The sequence below is a fragment of the Streptomyces sp. NPDC026515 genome (assembly GCF_055567595.1).
On sequence record NZ_JBVHQD010000037.1, the window covers coordinates 1 to 18,320 of the forward strand.

The window sequence follows — 18,320 nt, forward strand, 5'->3', positions numbered from 1 at the left end:
GCAACGAACTCAACACCACCCGCAACCACACCACCACCACACCAGCCACCCGCACCACCACAGCCGCAGCCGGCCGCACCACCACGGCCGGTCACCCCACCAGACCGGTGGAACCCGGGCGTCTCACCCCCGAGGACGGCGCCTGGCCGGGCGCGTCCCTCGGCACCGAGACTCCCGCACTCACCAAGGACGAACTGCACCTGCACGACGTAGTCCAGCGCTTCGACGCTCGGGCCACCGCAGCGCATGCCACCGGCATCACCGCCGTCGGGCCGAACACCGCTCCCACCGGCACCGGCACCGGCACCGGTGTCCGTGCCACTGCCGCTGTCGGTCCTCGGGAACCGGCCTCCGAAGGCGGCCTGGCCGGGATCACGACCGTCCTCCGCCGCCCCACACCGGCCGTCTCCTCCACCACTGGTGTCACATCGGTCGGCGATCGTGCGACGACGCTCCCGCACGCCACCCAGATCCCGTCCCCGCACGGCGGCACGACGCCCTCCGCCGCGGTGGGAAGACACACGGCGTCGGCGGAGTCCTCGGCACGCCGTGGTGTGCGGACCCTCGGCGCCGCGACGAGCGCGGGCCCGCGTCGCGTGTTCGTCTCCGCCGCGGAGCCGGCGGGCGCGGCTCACCCGATCACGGATGTGTCGGCGCCTCCGGCACCGGCGATCCCACGGCATGGCCATCCTGGCGGCTCAGACGGCCCTGCCGGGACCACTGAAGTGCCGCGCCCGCTCGCCCTGGAACTCGATCTGCTGAAAGCGAGGCCGGGAGCCGACGAGATCGCGCGCATCGACGCGCTGGCCGCCGAGGTGGCGCACGAGGTCATGGAGAGGGGCCGGACCGGTCGGCCGCTGCCCGAAGTGACCTATACCGTCCATCGTCCGGCCGCCGTGGCGAGGCAGCCCCACTTCGGACGCACCCTGCGGACCAGCACCGTATGGGCCGAGCGGATCCGTGCGGCCTTCGAGCGGAGCCTCGACGCACGTGTGCCGGACCTCGCAGCCCGGCTGAAGAGCCGAGTCGTGCTCGAAACGGGCGACGCGGACGGCGGCGGACGGCCGGCGGCCAAGGAAGCCGCGGGGGCCGATCGCGCGATCATCGCCGTCCGCGACGCTGCCGTTCCGGAGGATTTCCGGGAGTGGGTCAACAAGCACCTGGGACAACTCGGTGCCGCCGAGGCCCCGGAGGAACGCGTGCGGGCGGCGGTCCAGGCGCTGGAGCACACGCGGGGCGCGGCCTTCACGCGCATGGACATGAAAGCGCGGGCGGAAGCCACGGCACGGCGTCTGAAGGGGGTGGAGTTCGGCGGTGTACGCGGAGGCGCGGGGCCGGGCCGCACGGACGCCTCCTCGTCCACCGGGCGTGGTTCGCGGGCCGTGACCTCGCAGGAAGGGCCGTCGTCCGGCGGCGCGTCCGGGCCGTCCCCCGTGCGTGCCGCCGCCGAAGCGTCCCGGCTGGTGTCGATCGCGGACCTGGATCAGCGCCGGCCACCGCGTATCGACCGCGAGCTGCCTCCGCCACCGGATGCCACCGGGGCGGTCCCGTTCAGTGACGGCTCCCGGCTGCCCGCCTACATGACGGGTGAGACGACCTCACGCCTCGCGCTCGGTCCGGGCCGGCGCGAGGCGGCCCGGCCGTTCGTGCTCGGTGCGGGCCGGCACGAGGCACGCGGTGCCGAGCTGGTCGTGCGGGAGGTGGCCGCCTGGCTCGAACCGAACGCCAAGGTGCGGCCCGCGCCGGGCAAAGGGCTCGAGGCACGCCAGGGACCGCCCCTTCTGCGTCAGCTGCTGCATGCTCTGGGCGGGGACGCGAGAGAGTTCGTCGGCGTCGCCAGATCGTTCCCCTACGAGTCGGTCCGTGGGCACGCGCGCACGCTCTGGATGACCGCACTGCCGTACGGGGAGCCGGAGCGGTGGCTGGACAACCCGACCAAGATCGACACTGCGCAGCGGTACCTCCAAGGCGGCGGCCGTTCCCGGGTCAACGGCAGTGCGTGGGGCTTGGGGCTGTCCACGGCCCTGGGCCCGGCCGGCGGCGTCGCCGCCGGATGGTTCCACGGCTTCATCAAGATCGCCTGGGGCAAGTCGGCACGGCACACCCTTCAGCACCAGGTGATGAATCAGACCGAGACGCGCAGTACGGACGGCTCGCACGTTCATCTGGACGCGCTGGGCTACGCGTTCTGGATCACGGACGGCTCCGGCCGCCACGTCGGGCTGGACGGAAGGCCGGTCGCGGAGGACGGGCCGCTCCGGGAGTCCGCTCAGCTGCGGTTCGCGGTGCGGGACGGCCTCAGCCTGCGCCTCGCGGACTCGCTCACCGCCGCGGAGTCCGGGACCGACTCGGCCTTCCCGGAGACCATCGAGCTCACCGGTAGCGCCACCCGCTTCCACGAGGTGAGTGTCGAGGACGTCATCCTCGTCGATCCCGTCGCGGACACGGCCCTCGCGTTGATGGGCCTGGAGGCCGGCGCGAAGGGAGCCGAGCAGGTCGCCGAACTCGTCTCGCCCGCGGCTCTGCGGCAGAGCATGCGTGCCCTGCTGATGGGGCCGGTGACGAGTCCGGTGCTGTACGGCGGTGCACACGGCAGGGACCCACTGGGCCTGCTCCGGATGGAAGTCGAGCCTCACCGGCTGGTGCGGATCGGCGACATGACGACCGCCGCGGAGATCCGCGACATCGCGCAGTCGGCGGTGCGCGGCGAGCGGGCGGCCGGAGTGACGCGCAGCGTCGAGGTCGGCGGGGCCGCCGGGCCCGGCTTCCACGTGTCGGCTCCGACGGGCGCCGCGCTGCGCCTGCAGGCGGGGCTCAACGGCCGCTACGGAGCGTCCGTGTCCCGCACCACCGCTTTGGGCAACGCAGCCGGGATCAAGGTCGGCGCACAGCGGAAGGGCACCCCGACCGCGTTGTACCTGCTGGAGCAGGATCTTGTGATGTCGGCCCCCGCCCGGGTGCACGGGCGGGCGGGGGCCGAGCCGGCGGAGGGCGTTTCAGGCCGTCGGACCTTGCGGAAGAACGCGCCGCAGCAGCAGCGGAGCGAGACCGGTCGGGTGTGGGCGCTGGTGCGGCTGTCCGAGGGTGAGGTACGGCGTCTGGCCGGGATCCCCGCCCTCGAACAGCGACCGGCGCCGGTCCCCCTGCTCGTGACGGAGCGTTCGCTCGGGGTGAGCCGGGTGCACGAGGTGCGGTTCCCGGACGCTGCCCCGGCGCAGGGTGACCCCGGTCGGGCGCGGCCGGCCGAGTTCTTCGCCGACAGTGTGCTGAGCCGCCTCGGCCGCGCCTACCCCGGCCTGGTGGCACCGCCGGCCGAGCTGTATCCCGGAAATCCCCGGTGGCGCGGCACCGATCACTTCCTGTCCGTGCTGCACAACACGCGTGAGGTGTACGACCGGCTCTCCCATCAGAGCTTGGCGTCGAACCTGGGCTCGATGCTGGACACGGGGCTGCGGATCTCGCTGGCCCAGTGGACTCCCCTGGGACGCAGGCACGTCGACGTTTCGGTCCGTGCGACGCTTCATCGCGGGGAGTACCTCGGCCGGGGTACGCAACAGCGCGGCCGTTTCAGCGCGCCGGGCAGCGACAGCATCAGCGGACAGCGTGGCAGCAGCCGTTCCTGGCAGGTCGGCGTCGAAGGCGCGGTGTCCCTGCGGGACGGTACGGCCGGTACCGCGGGCATGCCCCTGCACGCGGAGACGGCCGCCGCGGGCGTGCGCTACGGCCGAAGATCCCAGGTGGAGAGCGGCTATGCCCTCTCGGGCGGGGACGAAGTCACCTCGATCACCACGGGTGGCGCGGACTGGTACCGCTACGAGGTCCGGTTCACGGTCGAGGGCAGCGGACACTGGCGCCCGCGGCAGTGGATGCGCGGTCTGTCCTCCGGCTATCTCCTGGGTACGCAGGCGTTCGTCGCGGCGGACCCGGAGAGGACGCTCCTCGGGCCGCAGACGCCGGGCGGCGACGAGGTCGCGGCGCGGGGGGAGGTGGTGCTCAGCGTGCCGGTCGAGTACACCGGTACCGTCGGCCTCGAACGAGTGGTGCGGCACCCGGCGGAGGTCATGACCGCCGCGGACGCCCGCGCCATGGCGTTGGGAACCAGGTCGTGGCTGGACCAGGTGGCAGCGCAGGGCACCGGTTCCGCGGCGGACGGTCGACGGTCGGTGCTGAGCCACCCCCACACCACGCTCGATGTCACGGACGGGCCGCAACTGCTCGACCTGGCCCGGACGGTGCTGGACCGGGCGTCGGGCGGATCCTGGCAGTTCCGTCTGCGGGGTGCGGACGGCGGCAAGGAGTCGGAGGTGCCGGTCCTGCTGGAGAGCCGGATCGCGAACTTCGGTGCGACCTCCGCGCCCCTGGGCGGGCACTGGACCCTGCTCACCGCGGCTCCTTACCTCGACCGCACCACCAGGCTCGCCTACCGGACCAGGCTGATCGAGGCGCCGACCGCGGACCTGCCGGGTCTGACCGCCCTCAGCCGGCCGCTGAAGATGGAGATCGAAGCGGCGGCCGGCGCGTCGGAGCTGGCGTCGGGACGTCAGACCAGAACCAGGACGGTGGACGCCGGCGTCCGCGTCAACCAGCTGACGTCCTACAGGGACACCCGGGTCGCCGCCACCGTCGGTCTTCAGCTCGGGGCCCGCTTCAGCACGACGACGTCCGGGTTCGTCCAGCGGAACGCCACCTGGACGATCAACCGCAAGGACGTGGGCGGCTACCAGGTCGTGGTGAGCGCGCCGGTGGAGCACACGTACGCGGCGGCCTCCAGCAGACTCGGCAAGGGCACGCACGGTGCCCTGGTGCCCACGACGCTGTCCGACGCCTATGGCGAGAAGCGCCTGTCGCGATGGGTCGGCATCATTCCAGGCAAGGCCGCGTACGAGCTGGAACTGGTCCGCGACGCCTACGGCGGCGTGCCCCGCTACGACGAACACGCATGGACGGAGCTGCCGTGGCTGCGCCAGGTCCAGTTCGGCGGCTGGCCGGCCAACTCCCTCAACCCCGCGGCCGCAATGAGCCGGCTCGATCAGGTGCTTCGCCCGCTGGGCCTGCCGGACGACGACTTCGAGCATCTGCGCCAGCTGGTGTCCGGGCGAGTGATCCGTGCCCTGAACAACGAGATGGCGGGGCCGGGCGTGGCGATCCCCGCGCGGCTTGGCCGCTGGGGTTCCGAGACGCTCCGGACCTGGCTCCGTTCACGTGAGGTGCATCTCCGGGTGCAGTTGATCCCTACGGAGAACCGCCACTTCCACGGTCTGGACCACGGAGTGGAACTGGAGGAGCAGGTTCAGGCGACGGAGACGGCGCAGCACGGTCGTGGCCGGAGCGCACGTGTGGCGATCGGCCTCACCGTGGCGGCACGCGCCGCCACCGGCAATGCCACGGTCACCTCGGCGGGACCCGCCTATACGCAGACGGCTTCCACGGCGTGGGCGACCACGGCGACGCAGAGCGAGTCCACGGGCTTCGCGACGATCGTGACCCATGCGGGTCACCTGCACGCCGCGGTCGCGCAGGAGTACGCCGTGCGGATCGACGTGCGGATCTCCGCCGACGACGACACGGCTGAGGCCGCGTCGCACACCATCCAGGAGCCGGGCGGGTTCCTGCACAGGCACCTCCCGCTCAGCCTGATGTGGCCCGGCCCCGATCCCGCCCGGGAGAACGATCCGCTGGCTCCCACCGAGTTGGTCCCGCCGGGCCGGACCCGCCGGGTGGCGGTGCCGGCGGTGACGGGCGCCGGCGGCTGGCACGACGTCGCACACGCCGCGGAGGGCGCCGGGCCCTTCACGATGCCCGCGGAGGGCTTCGCGGTCCGCGGCTTCCTCGGCCTGGAGGAGCTGCACTCCGCGAACATCCTCGCCCTGGGCGCCGCGTACGACTCCACCCTGAGGCTGCCGAGGGATGCCGAGATCGACGACGAGAGCCTGTTCGCGAAGGCCCAGGACACGCCCCTCACCAAGATCGGCACCGGAGCGCGGGAGAGTCTGGAGACCGGCACGTCGGCCATGGCGTTGACGGCCTTCTTCGCGCAGACCCTCACGCCTGACGGCTACCAGGTGGCCGGGCTGGAGGAGCGCGGCTTCTTCGGGGGCGTCAGCGGCCGTCTCGACCTGTACTCCAGGCCGGACTTCTCCGGAGCCCGGCTGCTGACGGTGGCGGACGGCGTGAAGTTCGAGAGTCCCCGCCACAGTGCCCAGGGCAATGCGTCCACGTTCGCTCACGCGGGCACCTCGGAGCACGGGCTGGACGCCGGGCCGGCCGGTCCGACGGCGGGCGGTTCGGTCCAGGAGGGCGGCAACGCGAGCGTCCCGGCGGCCGAATCGAAGTCCGCGGGGCTGTCGCTCGACGGGCAGGGCTCGGTGAACGTGAAACCGGACAACAAGCCGCGTGCCTATCTCTTCGCCCTGCCGGTTCGGTGGCTGAGTGTCGCGCAGGCTCAGCACGACGTGAAGGACGGGGCCGTGATGGCGCGCGTCCGGGGCGCCTTCCACCTGGCGCGGCGGGAGCCGCTGGCGATGGAGACCGACACCGTGGCCCTGGCCTGGGTGCGTGAGGACGTCGCCCGCCGGCTCGGGCTGCTCACCGACACCAGCCATCCCGCCCCGGCCAGGCAGGCGTGGGACGCCGTCCAGCAGGCGAGCGCCGCGTTGGCCGCCTCGGACAAGGCGTTGTGGGACCTGCGGCTCGGCGAGGGGGCCGCGCGGGAGACGGCGCTGACCGAGGCACGTACGCGCCTCGACGAACTCGAGCGGCGCGACGTGGACGCGCTCCCGGCGGTCAGGGAGGCGCAGGACGCGTTGGTGACACTGCTGCGCGAGCACGCCGAGGACGATGCCGAGGCCGCGCACGAGGGCTGGGCCTCGCTGCGCGGTGCCCTCATCGAGGAGGCCCGGGAGCGGTTGGAGCGGGCCCGTCGGGCGGCTGCCGACGAACTCGCCGCGGCCCGGGCCGCCGAAGCCGAGGCGGGCGCTTCGGTGGAGACGGTCGCCGAGACCGTGCGAGCTCTGCACGAGCACGGCCGGATCCTGCACCAGGATCTCGTCCGGCTGCGCCGGGCGGCCGACCGCCACACCGCCTGGCACCAGCTGACCGCCGACCAGCAGGCTCGGCTGCGCGGTCAGGGCACCACCGAGCCGGCCCCGGTGACGTTCACCCCGCCCAAGGCACCGGCGCTCCCCTCGACGGCCGCGAAGGCGGCAAAGGCCGCCCCGGCCAAGGCATCCGCGCCGGCCGCCCGGAAGGACGCGCCGCCCGCCGACGCCCGCGAGGCGTACGCGACCGCGCCGTGGCGGCCACGGCCCGGCGACGGGATCGCCGAGGACGGCCTGTCCTTCGACGCGTCCGGCGACCACCGCACGCTGACCGTGACCGGCCCCGATGCCGGGTCGCGCGTCTACGACCTGCACCTGCCGCGGGTCGACGCACAGGGGGCCCTGCTGCGTCCCGGACCGGACGGCGGCGCGGCCCGCGACGGCCGTCCCGTCGACGGCAACGGTTTCTGGGCGGCGGTGGGCCTGGCGGGGGAGCGCACCGGAGACCCGATGGATCTGGCTCTGCGGGCGGCCGGCGCGGGCCTGGTGCAGGACCCGCATCTGTACCGGCGGGCGGTGTTCCGTGTCGAGGAGGTGGAGAGGGTGGTGCCGGCCGCCTTCGTCCGCGACCCGGGACTGCGTCGGCGGATCCGCGGCGACGGGGGCCGTCTGCCCGAGGAGGTGAGAGGGGCGCTCACCGCGGAGCAGACGCGCGCCCTGCTCGCGACCACGCTGGTGATGGCGCGCAGGTGGGACGCGCGGACAGCGGCCATGGCGGCCGCTCTGGCCGCGCGTGCCGTACGGCGTCACCTGATCGTGGTGGAGGAGGACGGCTCGCATGTGCTCCACACCGTGGAGGACTCCGGTGGCCGCCCCGCGATGGTCGTCTACCGGCGTGGTGACTCCTACCTGGCCGCGCTGCCGAGGCGGAGAGACGCGACGCCGGCCGATGTCCCCCTGTCGGACGACGCCAGGCGACGGGCCGTCAGGGAGGGCAAGCGTCCGGCCCCCGAGCACGGCCTCGCGGGCGGCGGCCACCACTGATCGCGGGCGCGGGCCGCGAGGGGGGAGAGACGGACGCGTGGCCCGGGAGTGTGTCGCGGTGTGCTGCCGTGGCGCGGGTGTGCGGCGCGAGGGTGTCGTCCGCCGCCGCCTCATGCGCCCGTCGGGGCGAGCGTGCGCCGTCGGGCGTTGCTCGCTCTGCGACGGGCCTCGTCCAGCAATTTCCGCTCCTCGTACGTCAGGGCGGACAGGAGCTTCGGGTTCTTCAGCCATCCGTTGAGCAGGGCGTGGGAACCCCCGAGCCTGAGGGAGTACGACCACAGGCTCTCACCGGGGGACTCGTCCTCCCACCCGGCGGCCCACTTCAGCAGATGGCCGACCTTGTCCTCGTTCCTGTAGCGGACCGGCATCGGATACATGGATCTGTCCCCACCTCGGCGCTTCGTGCGGCACGCGCCGACGGCGTGCCGCGTCGAACGGTCGCTCCTGCATGACGGGTGCCCTCGCAGGGGAGCGCACGATCAATCACTTACCTACATGTTAAGTAGAAGCGAAAGAAGATCAATGCGAGCTCGACCCTCAGTGTCACCCTCTTTCAAGTCTTATAGCGGCATAAAATGGCTAATATAACCCGGAGGATCTGTACCCTCTCGTTATGCAGCCTGGGCAGACCTGAGGCCCCCGGGTCCGCGCGTGTTCAGGAGAAGCCCGTGAATGACCTCGACCGTCCGCGGCAGACGAGGTTCACCGGGTCGGGCACGAAGGCCGGCACCGACTCCCGACGCCGAGCTGCCGGCGGACGAGACCGCCGTCGCAGCCGCGTCAGCCTTTGGGATCACGCGGTGTTCACTACGGCGTGTCACCGAGCGGGGCACCGGGCTGGACGCCTGCGGTGGCGGTGGCGCCGGTCTCCGCCCGGGTCTCCGGTACGACAGGACCTCCGGCGGCGTCGAAGGCATGGGTCACCTCCGGGACGGTGCCCGCCACCAGCAGTCCGCGGGCCCGTTCCTCGTGACGGCGGTCGGTGGCGGTTGTCCGGCCGTGGTGCTGGGCGAGGTGCTCCGCCCAGGAGGAGACCAGGTAGTTCTCGACGAACCGGTCCGGATCGTTGCCGTCCTGGTAGAGACCCCAGACCAGGGCTCCCGTGCGGCGCCGTGAGCGCGCGACATCGTCCATGCAGCCCGTGAAAGCGGCCCTGTTCCCGGAGCCGACCCGGTAGACGACGGAGACCAGTACCGGGCCGTCGGCAGGTCCGGGCTCGAACAGCAGGGGCGGAACCGGCCAGTGGTCGGACGGAGTCGGATCGATGCTGTCCGTGCCGTGCAGAGGCCAGCGACGTACGGTCACCGCGCCGGCCACGAGCAGTCCACCGGCGGTCAGGAGCGAGACGGTCAGGCCCGCCGCATCGGCCAGCGCGCCCCACAGGGGTGCTGCCAGCGCCTGCCCGCCCTGGAAGACCAGGAGGTAGACGGCGAATCCCCGGGCCCTGACCCAGCCGGGCAGCCGCGTCTGGAGAGCCGCGTTCAGGGTGGACAGCACACCGATCCAGGCCAGCCCGGCGGGCAGCAGCGCGCCCGCCGCGAGCCAGGGGAGCCGGGTGACGGCCAGCGCCGCGAGCGAGAGGGCGAAGACGAGGGCGCCGGCGGCCAGCGTGCCGTTGGTACCGAGAGCCCGCCGGAGGGCCGGCAGTACGAGGGCCCCGCCGACGGCTCCGGCACCGACCGCGCCGAGCAGCAGTCCGTACCCTCCCGAGCCGAGCCCCAGAGAACGGCTCGCGACCAGGGGAAGCAGTGACCACAGCGCGGCACCGCCGGGTACGAACAGCAGCGTGCGCAACAGGACTCGGCGAACTCCGGGCGCGTACCACACGTAGCGGCGGCCCGCCTGAAGAGCCGTCAGGAGCTTCTCGCCCGGCCCCGGGGACGCTGAGGTCCGGGAGCCCCGCCAGAGCGCGAGGACGGTGGCGACACCGAGGTAGGACACGGTGTTGAAGGCGAACACCCAGCCCGTGCCCGCCGCCGCGACCACCGCTCCGCCGACCGCCGGCCCCAGGGCGCGCGCGAGGTTCATGTTCACGGCGCCGAGCGCGGCGGCCTGCCCCAGCTGGCGGCGCTCCACGAGTTCCGGCTGGATCGCCTGCCAGGCCGGGCCCATCAGCGCGGTGCCGCATCCCAGCAGGAAGGTCAGGCCGAGCAGCAGCTCCGGGCCCAGCTCGTCCGCGAACGCCAGGACGGTCAGCGTGGTGGAGACCACGAACATGGCCGACTGGGCGAGCAGCAGCACCGTACGACGGTCGTAGCGGTCGGCCAGCACCCCCGAGGGCAGAGCCAGCAGTACGACGGGGAGGCTGGAGGCGGTCTGGACGAGCGTCAGCAACGCGGCGCCGTGCCCGACCAGCAGCCACTGGGCTCCCACCGTCTGCATCCAGGTGCCGACGTTGGAAACCAGCTGCGCGATCCACAGCGCGCGGAAGACGCGCGCCGCGAGCGGGGCCCAGGGCGAATCCCGCTCGGGGCGGCCTTTCGGTGACAGTGCGGAGGTCATGCTGGTCCCCACCGGATTCGGGACGTGGGCGACCGCGCATCCGGCCGTGCGTCAGGCGCCGTACTCGTACGGCAGGTGCTCACGTCAGGGGGCGGAGGTGTGCCCCTGTCGTCCGGCGGTGACCCGTCCCTGGTCTGTCGGCGAAGCGCTGTGGGATCCCCCTGCCAGGCCCGGCGGGCGGCGCAGGAACACCCGCGTGAGGAGTCCGCCGGCCGGGCCGGTCGCGATGGCCGCGACGGAGACCCACACAGGCCACGGGCACAAGCCGCCGACATGGTCGGCCGACCAGCGCCCGGGACCGGTGAGCGCCAGCACCGCGGAGACGGCCACGAGGAACAGCGGGTACTCGTAGCCGTCGTTCTGCGCCCAGAGCCCCTTGTGCCACTTGACGGTGCTCGCGACCGTCATCACCCCCATCGCGGCCATGGCCGCCAGGGGCGTGAGCAGACCGGCCGCCAGGAACAGGCCGCCGCCCACCTGGCTGCCGCCCGCGGCGAGCGCGGTGAGCCGGCCTCCTCGGAAGCCGTCGTTCCTGAACTCCTCGGTTCCACCGGCCAGCCCGCTGCCCCCCAGCCGGAAGCTGACCTTCTGCACCCCATGCCCGGCGATGAGCAGCCCCGCCACCAGCCGGAGCACCAACAGTCCGGTATCCACCACGTTCCCGCCTTCTCCTGACGTGCCGTCGACGGCCTGGGCGAACAGGTCAGCCGGCCGCGTGAGCGCCGATGACCGTCTGGGCGTAGAGGAGCCCGAGGCCGTAGGCGCCGCCGTGCTCCTTGACCACGTCGCCCACCGCGGCGTACGTGCCGGTGCGAGCCCAGTCGCGTTGCAGCTCCAGCAGCACCTGCACCCAGGTCACCGGAACCGCGCCACTGCGCGCCATGCGCTGGACGGCATGCTCGTGGGCCTGCGGGCTGACCCCGCCGGACGCGTCGGTGACCACGTAGACCTCGTAGCCCTGGGCCATGGCGGAGAGCACCGGCAGGACGACGCACACCTCGGTCCACAGACCGGCGATGACAAGTTTCCCGCGGCCGGTCGCCTTGACCGCCTCGACGAAGGCGATGTCCTCCCAGGCGTTCATCGTGCTGCGGTCGATGACCTTCTTCTCGGGGAAGACGGCCGCCAGCTGCGGCATGATCGGTCCGGAGAAGGACTCGGCGGCCACCGTGCTCAGCACGACCGGCACGTCGAACACCTTCGCGGACTTCGCCAGTCCCACGGCGGAGTTGATGATGGCGGTGCGGTCGCCGCTGCCCGCGGCGAAGAACATCTGCGGCTGGTGGTCCACGAACAGCACCGCGCAGTTGTCCGGGGTGAGCAGGTCCGGGCTGGGGGCGGCGGTGACCTCGGCGATGTCGACCATGAGAGTGAGCCTTTCCGTCTGGGACGCGATCGCGGACGGCGTCACCTGCCACGCCGGCCCTGAACCGAGGGATCGGTCCGAACCGTGAGGGGAGGGATGTCCGCGCCGTAGGAGGGCCCGAAGCACTCGCGCCCCGCGGCCGCTTCGCCGCAGGCTATGCGGCGCCGAAGTGCCCGGGTGTTCCGGCAGGGCACTGGCCGTGTCCCGACAACGCACTGCCGTTCCGTGCGCCGCGGTCGGCGGTGAGCCGGTCAGGGGGGACACCGAAGTCCGGCCCGGCCCCTCCTCCCGGAGGAGGCGGTGATCAGCTCGATGTGCCGGAGCGGGAAGGTACGGTGCGTCCGACGTCGTGTCGTCGCGCCGCCGGAGAGGCAATACTGGACGCATGCCCGATCTCTCCACGCCGAGCGCCTTCGAGATGCTGCGCGAACAGTACGTGCGCCGCCTGCCCGCCTCCCTGGACGAGCTCGGCGGGCCGACGACCGGCACCGTGGAGCTCCCCCTGCACGTCGTCTGGTCGGGCCGACGGGCCTACGGGCTCGACCAGCCCCGCTCGCGCATGAGCCTGTACCGCACGGTCCTGGCCGAGGGACAGCGCGAGGACCTGGTCTCCTTCCTGAACCGTGAGCTGCTGCTCGCGCAGTGGCCCGTCCTGCGCACGCTGATCGGCCGCCCGCTGCGCGACGCCTGGGAGGGCGGCTTCCCCGAGCTGACGACGGACCGGAGCCGCGCCGCCGCGTGAACCTCTCCGAACTGCACCGCCGCCTGCTGGCCGACGTCCTCGACATCGGCACGCCCTACCCCCTGGTGATCACCGGCGGGTACGCGGTCCAGGCGCACGGCCTGGTCGACCGCCTCTCCCAGGACCTCGACGTCGCCACCGAGAACCCGGCACCGATCGGCGAGATCGTCCAGGTCGTGAGCGAGGGACTCACCGAGCGGGGCTGGCAGGTCGCACAGATCGAGATCGGCGCGCTGTCCGGCAGGCTCATCGCCACCGACGCGGCGACCGGCGAGCAGTGCGAGGTCGACGTCCTGAAGGAAGTCCTCTGGCAGCCGCCGGCGGCCAGTCCGTACGGACCCGTACTGGCGCTGGACGACGTGATCGGAACGAAGGTGCGCGCACTCGCCGACCGGGGCGCCGTCCGCGACCTCATCGACGTCCACGCCGCCTCCGGGCACCGTTCCACGGCCGAGCTCGAGAACCTGGGCCGGCGGCACGCGCGATACGCCTTCAGCCTGGAGGACCTCCACGACCGCCTCGCCGGCGCGGAGTGGTGGGACGACCAGGACTACGCCGACTACGGCCTCCAACCCGACCAGATCGACGCCCTCAGAACGTGGGCGCTGCGCTGGGCCGCCGACATCGGCACGCGCCTGCACGGCGAGGCAGATCCGGACGACCTCTGAGGCAGGCCGGCGGCCGTGTGACGGCCGTCGCGCCGAGGTCGCACGGGATACGGCGCGCGGCTCGTGGATGGGTGACCGGACGGCTCGGCCGTGCGTGGGGTACAACAGACGCCGGGCGTCCTCCCGCAGAGGTGGGGCGCCGCAATTCACTCCGGCCGGCACCTCCGGCAAGATCGAAGGACGAGCAGCATGGCCGGCGGCACCGTGAAGTGGTTCAACTCCGAGAAGGGCTTCGGTTTCATCGCCCAGGACGGGGGCGGCCCGGACGTCTTCGCCCACTACTCCAACATCTCCGGCAACGGCTACCGCGAGCTGGTCGAGGGCGAACCCGTCACGTTCGACGTCACCCAGGGCCAGAAGGGCCCCCAGGCGGAGAACATCGTCCGCGGCTGACGCGCTCCGTCAGGAAGAGGGGTCCGGCGTCGGCCGGCCCCTCCTCCTCGGCGCCCTCGACGACGGCGGCGAAGGCGTTCGGGCCGCCGGCGAGGAGGGTGAGGACCTGGCCGGGGTCGTGCGGAAGGGGGGCACTCGACGGCGTCGAGCAGCCCGATCCTGCCGTTGGTGCCGCGCCGAGGTGGATGAGTCGGGCGCCGCGCCGCAGGGAGCCGGTGATCAGGCCCACGGCGTCGGCGATCCGCGGCAGAGCCGTGCGGACGGTGAGGGCGACGGTCCGGTCCTCGGCGTTCATGGCGGCGAGGAGTTCGGTGACCGGCATCCGGTTCAGCTCGGCCGTCCGGGCGTTGCGGGCTTTGGTGCCCAGAGCGCTCAGGCCCACAGTGCGGTGGCCGAGCAGACCGCACGGTGGTCCGCGCACCGGGGCCACCGTGCACGACGGTCTGTCAACGTCAGGGGATGATGCCGTTGACCACGCCACCGTCCACGCGCAGGGCGCCGCCCGTGGTGGCGGACGCGGCGTCGGAGCCGACGTAGTGGACGAGGTTGGCGATCTCTTCCGGGCGGATGAGCCGTCCCAGGAGCGAGGTGGGGCGTTCCTCGGCGATGAAGCGGCGTTCGGCCTCGTCGAAGGGGACGTCGTCGCCGAAGCGGCTGGCGATGAACTCCCTGACGCCGGGGGTGAGGGTGGGGCCCGGCAGGACGGCGTTGACGGTGACGCCGGTGCCGGCCGTCTCCTGGGCGAAACCGCGCGAGACGGCAAGCTGCGTGGTCTTCGAGGCGCCGTAGTGGATCATTTCCCTGGGGATGGCGATGCCCGACTCGCTGCTGATGAAGACGACGCGGCCCCACCCGCGCCGCACCATGCCGGGAGCGTAGTGGCGGGTGAGCCGGATGCCGCTGAGGACGTTGGTCTCGAAGTAGCGGATCCACTGCTCGTCCGTGATCTCGAACGCGGGTGTCGCGTCGAAGATGCCGGCGTTGTTGACGAGGACGTCCACGTCCGGCACGGCGTCCGTCAGGGCGCGGACGCCTTCCGCGGTGCCGACGTCGCCGGCGACGGCGCGGACCTCACCGTTGCCGGCGGCGGAATGGACGCGTTCGGCGGCGTCCTTGGTGCGCTGGGGGTCACGGCCGTTGACGACGACTTCGGCTCCGTCGCGGGCGAAGGCGATGGCGATCGCTTCGCCGATGCCGGAGGTGGAGCCGGTGACGAGTACGGTGCGGCGGGGTGCTGCGCTCATGGGAGTGCCTCCTGGGCTGGTAGAAGTCGTCCGGGCATCTTGAGCTGCAACCGTCGCGGCACCGTCCCGGTGCACGTCCGGCGGGGCTGCTCTCGGCAGGGCAGCCCACGTCGCGACGGTAGAACGCGGTGGTGTCGGGCGCATCCCGGGGCGGCGGTGAGCGGGTGCCGTCCCGCTCACCGCCGCCGATGGGCTGAGCGATCCCCTCGGAGTCCGCGCGGCCCGGGCCGGACCGGGCAGGCGGGTTCAGATCCCGGCGGAACGATTGGCTTACACGCTCATTCGGTTCGGCTCACAGGGTCGGCGGCGGCCCGGTGACCCGCAGGTGGAATGCCTCGGCGGAGGCCACGACCGCCCCGAGGTCGAACTCGGGCGGCAGGTCCCCGGCCTCGGCCACCACGGTGCCGTTGTCCCTGAAGTACTCCTCGATGCCGGCCGGGCTGAACAGGGCCGCGATCCGGGCGCCTTCGGGCGAGCGCACCAGATAGCTGTGCGGGACCCCGCGCGGCCCGTAGGCCACCTGTCCGGGCGTGAGGTCGTGGCGCTGGTCGCCGACGAAGAAGGACACCTCGCCGTCGAGGACGAACCAGACCTCCTCCTCGTCCTCGTGGACGTGGTGCGGGGGCGCGTGGCCGATCGGATCGGCGAACTCCATGAGGCTGAGCCTGCTGTCGGTCGCGGTGCCGGGGAGCAGGATCCGGGCCTGCCCGCCGAGGAACCAGAACGGCGCACGCTCGGGGGCCGGGCCGAAGGTCGGGAAGAAGTCGGTCATGTGCGCTCCTGAGGTCAGCGGGAGGTGCCGAGGAAGTGCAGCAGCAGGTGGGTCATTTCCTTCGGGTGTTCCTCGTAGATCCAGTGGCCCGAGTCGGGGACGACCACCGGGGTGACGTGGGTGGCGTACTTGCGGACCTGCTTGCCGACCGAGGAGCCGAGGCTGCCGTCGGCGCCGATCGCGAGCACCGGCATGGTCAGGGGCTTCTTCTGGAACCGCTCGTTGTCGGAGATGTCCTGCGGGAAGGTCCGGAACCAGGCGAAGGACGCTTCCAGGTGGGCGTAGTCGCTCAGGTAGGAGGCGAAGACCTTCAGGTCGTCGGGGGTGAGGGCGTCCTTGTGCACGGCGATGCCGCGCATGAAGCCGGTGGTCCAGGTCAGCTCACGGCCCTGGATCAGGCTCTCCGGCAGACCGGTCTGAAGGGAGAAGAAGCCGAAGTGCCACGCCCCGGGGCCCTGCGCGGTCAGCGACGGGAAGTCGTAGATGCCCTGGTCCGGGATCGGGGCCTCGCTGAGCACGAGCTTCTTCACGCTGTGCGGGTACTGGGCGGCGTACGCGTAGGCGACCATGGTGCCGATGTCGTGGCCGACGACGTTCACGTCCTTGTCCTTGCCGATGGACACCAGGAGCGCGTGCAGGTCGGCGGCCATGGTCTTCTTGTCGTACCCGGATGCCGGGGCGTCGCTCTTGCCGGCGCCGGGCAGGTCGGGTGCGATGACCGTGTAGTGCTTGGCCAGGGCGGGCATGATGTCGTGCCACTCGTACCAGGTCTGCGGGTAGCCGTGGATGAGGACCAGGGTGGGGCCGTGGCCGCCGATCACGTAGTCGATGCCGGTGCCGGCGACCTTGACCTTGTGCTCGCTGAACCCGGCCGGTACCCGCTCGCCGGGCGACGAGGACGAGGCGGGCGGCGTGTCGGAGGCCGCGGCCGTGACGGTGACCGTGCCGAGGCCGACGGAGAGGGCGAGGGCCGCGGCCGCCAGGCCACGGGAGCGGGACAGACGGAACTGCACTGATGTCTCCAAGAGGGGAAGGGGCGGCGGGGCTGGGACGCCGTCGGTGACGACGCGTCAGAGGAATGCGGCGCGGGCGCCGTTCGGTGACGATCGCGGCGCCGGTGGCGTCGGTCACCCGGTGGTCGGTGAGCTGGAATATTCGATGAGCGACAGCGGCCGCCCGGATGAAGCAGCCGGCGCTGATCCGATGGGTCCACGAAACCCGCGGTGGTGGTCGGATCGCACCGGGGTGGTACCCCAGTGGGTGGTACGGCTCGGGTACCACCAGCCGTCAGGGGCCTGCGGCTACCAGGTCACCGGCAGCGTTTGCGGGCCCACCAGGTTCTCGTTGTCCTTGAACCGCAGTTCCCGTACCGGGACGGCGAGCCGCAGGCCGGGGATTCTCCTGAACAGGGTGCCGAGGGCCACCTGTTGTTCGATGTGGGCCAGCGCGTGGCCCAGGCAGTGGTGCAGGCCGTGCCCCAGTGCGAGGTTGCGCGACGGTGTCCGTCGGATGTCGAGCCGATCCGGGTCGGCGAAGGCCGACGGGTCGCGGTCGGCGGCGTCGAGCTGGATCAGGACGCCTTCGCCGGCCCGGACCAGGGTGGTGCCGATGACGGTGTCCTCCGTCGCGACGCGCGGGCTCGCGTTGTGGGCGATCGTGGTGTAGCGGAGCAGTTCGGCCACGGCCGGGGCGAGGTCGTCCGTCGCGCGGAAGGCGGCCAGCTGGGCCGGGTGCGAGAACAGCGCCACCACCGCGACACCGATCATGTAGGCGGTCGTGCCGTGGCCGGCGTGGAACAGCAGCTGCGTCATCGCCACGGCGTCCTCTGCGCTCAGCTCACCGGAGCGCACGCGTGCGACCACCACCTGGCCGACCAGGCCCGGCCCCGGCTCGTGCAGTTGAGTCTCCACCAGGTTCCGGAAGTACGACGCGAGGGCCAGCCAGCTCCGGGCCGCCTCGTCGGCTCCCGCGGTGTGCGAGGCCACGGTGCGGCAGAGGTCGTGCAGCATCCGCCGGTCGTCCTCGGCGTCGACCCCGAGCACGTCGCAGATCACGCGGACCGCCACGGGCACGGCGAACGCCGACATCAGGTCGACCGGGCGGGGTGCTTGGAGCAGGGCGTCGAGGGTCTCGTCGACGATCCGCTGCACGCGGGGGCGTCTGGCTTCCATCTTCTTCGGGGTGAACTCGCCGATGAGCATGGCACGTTGGGCGCGGTGGACGTCGTTGGCCCGCTGTGCGTAGGGCAGTACCCCGGTGAGTTTGGCCGCGTTGGAGGCCGAGGCGAGCGGGAAACCAGGAAGCCGGAAGTCGCCGCTGAGACGCGGGTCGGACAGGGCCTGGAGGGCGTCCTGGTAGCGGGTCACCAGCCAGGGGCGGCCGCCGTCCCAGATTCCGACCCGCGGCAGTGCGTCGGCGCTCTGCGCGCGCAGGTAGGCCGCGGGCGGGTCCAGCGGGCGGCGCGGGTCCCGCGCGTGCGGGTAGGAGGAGATCACGTCCGGTTCGGGCACAGGGCTTCGCCTCGTTCGGCAGTCGGGACAGGGGGCAGGACG

Annotated in this window: 13 protein-coding genes; 4 read left to right on the forward strand and 9 right to left on the reverse strand. The window is 72.4% G+C overall.

Features of this window, described 5'->3' with window-relative positions; translation table 11 throughout:
• Positions 1-107 precede the first annotated feature (107 nt).
• Positions 108-8,081 carry a hypothetical protein gene (locus ACZ4O3_RS42100; protein WP_467727641.1) on the forward strand — a complete coding sequence of 2,658 codons (7,974 nt, stop codon included), beginning with the start codon at positions 108-110 and terminating at the stop codon, positions 8,079-8,081.
• A 110-nt stretch (positions 8,082-8,191) separates the two neighbouring features.
• Here ACZ4O3_RS42100 and ACZ4O3_RS42105 read toward each other — a convergent pair whose 3' ends face one another.
• The 4 genes from ACZ4O3_RS42105 to ACZ4O3_RS42120 form a co-directional block, all read right to left on the reverse strand.
• Entirely contained in the window at positions 8,192-8,458 is a 267-nt protein-coding gene (locus tag ACZ4O3_RS42105; protein WP_467727643.1) for a hypothetical protein, read from the reverse strand.
• Positions 8,459-8,888: 430 nt separating this feature from the next.
• Positions 8,889-10,583 carry an MFS transporter gene (locus ACZ4O3_RS42110; protein ID WP_467727645.1) on the reverse strand — a complete coding sequence of 565 codons (1,695 nt, stop codon included), beginning with the start codon at positions 10,581-10,583 and terminating at the stop codon, positions 8,889-8,891.
• An 84-nt stretch (positions 10,584-10,667) separates the two neighbouring features.
• A complete protein-coding gene (locus tag ACZ4O3_RS42115) occupies positions 10,668-11,237 on the reverse strand; it encodes a DoxX family protein (RefSeq protein ID WP_467727687.1) in 570 nt (189 codons plus the stop codon).
• A 49-nt stretch (positions 11,238-11,286) separates the two neighbouring features.
• Positions 11,287-11,949, reverse strand: coding sequence for a hydrolase (locus tag ACZ4O3_RS42120; RefSeq protein ID WP_467727646.1), 663 nt, complete (start codon positions 11,947-11,949; stop codon positions 11,287-11,289).
• 385 nt (positions 11,950-12,334) lie between these two features.
• Between ACZ4O3_RS42120 and ACZ4O3_RS42125 the strand changes: the two genes are divergently transcribed.
• The 3 genes from ACZ4O3_RS42125 to ACZ4O3_RS42135 all read left to right on the forward strand — a co-directional run bounded on the left by ACZ4O3_RS42125 (position 12,335) and on the right by ACZ4O3_RS42135 (position 13,752).
• On the forward strand, positions 12,335-12,691 hold the full coding sequence (locus ACZ4O3_RS42125; protein WP_467727647.1) for a hypothetical protein: 357 nt from the start codon (positions 12,335-12,337) through the stop codon (positions 12,689-12,691).
• Positions 12,688-13,359 (forward strand): nucleotidyl transferase AbiEii/AbiGii toxin family protein, encoded by a 672-nt coding sequence (locus ACZ4O3_RS42130; protein ID WP_467727649.1) that lies wholly within the window; start codon positions 12,688-12,690, stop codon positions 13,357-13,359. Before ACZ4O3_RS42125 ends, ACZ4O3_RS42130 begins: the two co-directional genes overlap by 4 nt.
• A gap of 189 nt (positions 13,360-13,548) precedes the next feature.
• Complete coding sequence (locus ACZ4O3_RS42135) at positions 13,549-13,752, forward strand: cold-shock protein (protein ID WP_467727651.1); 204 nt, start codon at positions 13,549-13,551, stop codon at positions 13,750-13,752.
• On the opposite strand, the gene ACZ4O3_RS42140 is transcribed toward ACZ4O3_RS42135, so the two are convergent.
• The 5 genes from ACZ4O3_RS42140 to ACZ4O3_RS42160 all read right to left on the reverse strand — a co-directional run bounded on the left by ACZ4O3_RS42140 (position 13,703) and on the right by ACZ4O3_RS42160 (position 18,278).
• Complete coding sequence (locus ACZ4O3_RS42140; RefSeq protein ID WP_467727653.1) at positions 13,703-14,173, reverse strand: N-acetylmuramic acid 6-phosphate etherase family protein; 471 nt, start codon at positions 14,171-14,173, stop codon at positions 13,703-13,705. The two genes, ACZ4O3_RS42135 and ACZ4O3_RS42140, sit on opposite strands and share 50 nt — an antisense overlap.
• A gap of 31 nt (positions 14,174-14,204) precedes the next feature.
• Complete coding sequence (locus ACZ4O3_RS42145; RefSeq protein ID WP_467727655.1) at positions 14,205-14,996, reverse strand: SDR family NAD(P)-dependent oxidoreductase; 792 nt, start codon at positions 14,994-14,996, stop codon at positions 14,205-14,207.
• Between the two features lie 292 nt (positions 14,997-15,288).
• Positions 15,289-15,768 carry a cupin domain-containing protein gene (locus ACZ4O3_RS42150; RefSeq protein ID WP_467727657.1) on the reverse strand — a complete coding sequence of 160 codons (480 nt, stop codon included), beginning with the start codon at positions 15,766-15,768 and terminating at the stop codon, positions 15,289-15,291.
• A 14-nt stretch (positions 15,769-15,782) separates the two neighbouring features.
• The gene (locus ACZ4O3_RS42155; RefSeq protein WP_467727658.1) at positions 15,783-16,781 is read right to left on the reverse strand and encodes an alpha/beta fold hydrolase; all 999 of its coding nucleotides are present in this window, start codon (positions 16,779-16,781) and stop codon (positions 15,783-15,785) included.
• Positions 16,782-17,069: 288 nt separating this feature from the next.
• Positions 17,070-18,278, reverse strand: coding sequence for a cytochrome P450 (locus ACZ4O3_RS42160; RefSeq protein WP_467727659.1), 1,209 nt, complete (start codon positions 18,276-18,278; stop codon positions 17,070-17,072).
• Positions 18,279-18,320: the final 42 nt, after the last annotated feature.

What these genes read in the sequence shown, in the direction of transcription:
- ACZ4O3_RS42110 (WP_467727645.1), bottom strand. Translation starts at nt 10,583, where the DNA reads ATGACCTCCGCACTGTCACCGAAAGGCCGCCCCGAGCGGGATTCGCCC.
- ACZ4O3_RS42105 (WP_467727643.1), bottom strand. Translation starts at nt 8,458, where the DNA reads ATGTATCCGATGCCGGTCCGCTACAGGAACGAGGACAAGGTCGGCCAT.
- ACZ4O3_RS42150 (WP_467727657.1), bottom strand. Translation starts at nt 15,768, where the DNA reads ATGACCGACTTCTTCCCGACCTTCGGCCCGGCCCCCGAGCGTGCGCCG.
- ACZ4O3_RS42120 (WP_467727646.1), bottom strand. Translation starts at nt 11,949, where the DNA reads ATGGTCGACATCGCCGAGGTCACCGCCGCCCCCAGCCCGGACCTGCTC.
- ACZ4O3_RS42135 (WP_467727651.1), top strand. Translation starts at nt 13,549, where the DNA reads ATGGCCGGCGGCACCGTGAAGTGGTTCAACTCCGAGAAGGGCTTCGGT.
- ACZ4O3_RS42125 (WP_467727647.1), top strand. Translation starts at nt 12,335, where the DNA reads ATGCCCGATCTCTCCACGCCGAGCGCCTTCGAGATGCTGCGCGAACAG.
- ACZ4O3_RS42145 (WP_467727655.1), bottom strand. Translation starts at nt 14,996, where the DNA reads ATGAGCGCAGCACCCCGCCGCACCGTACTCGTCACCGGCTCCACCTCC.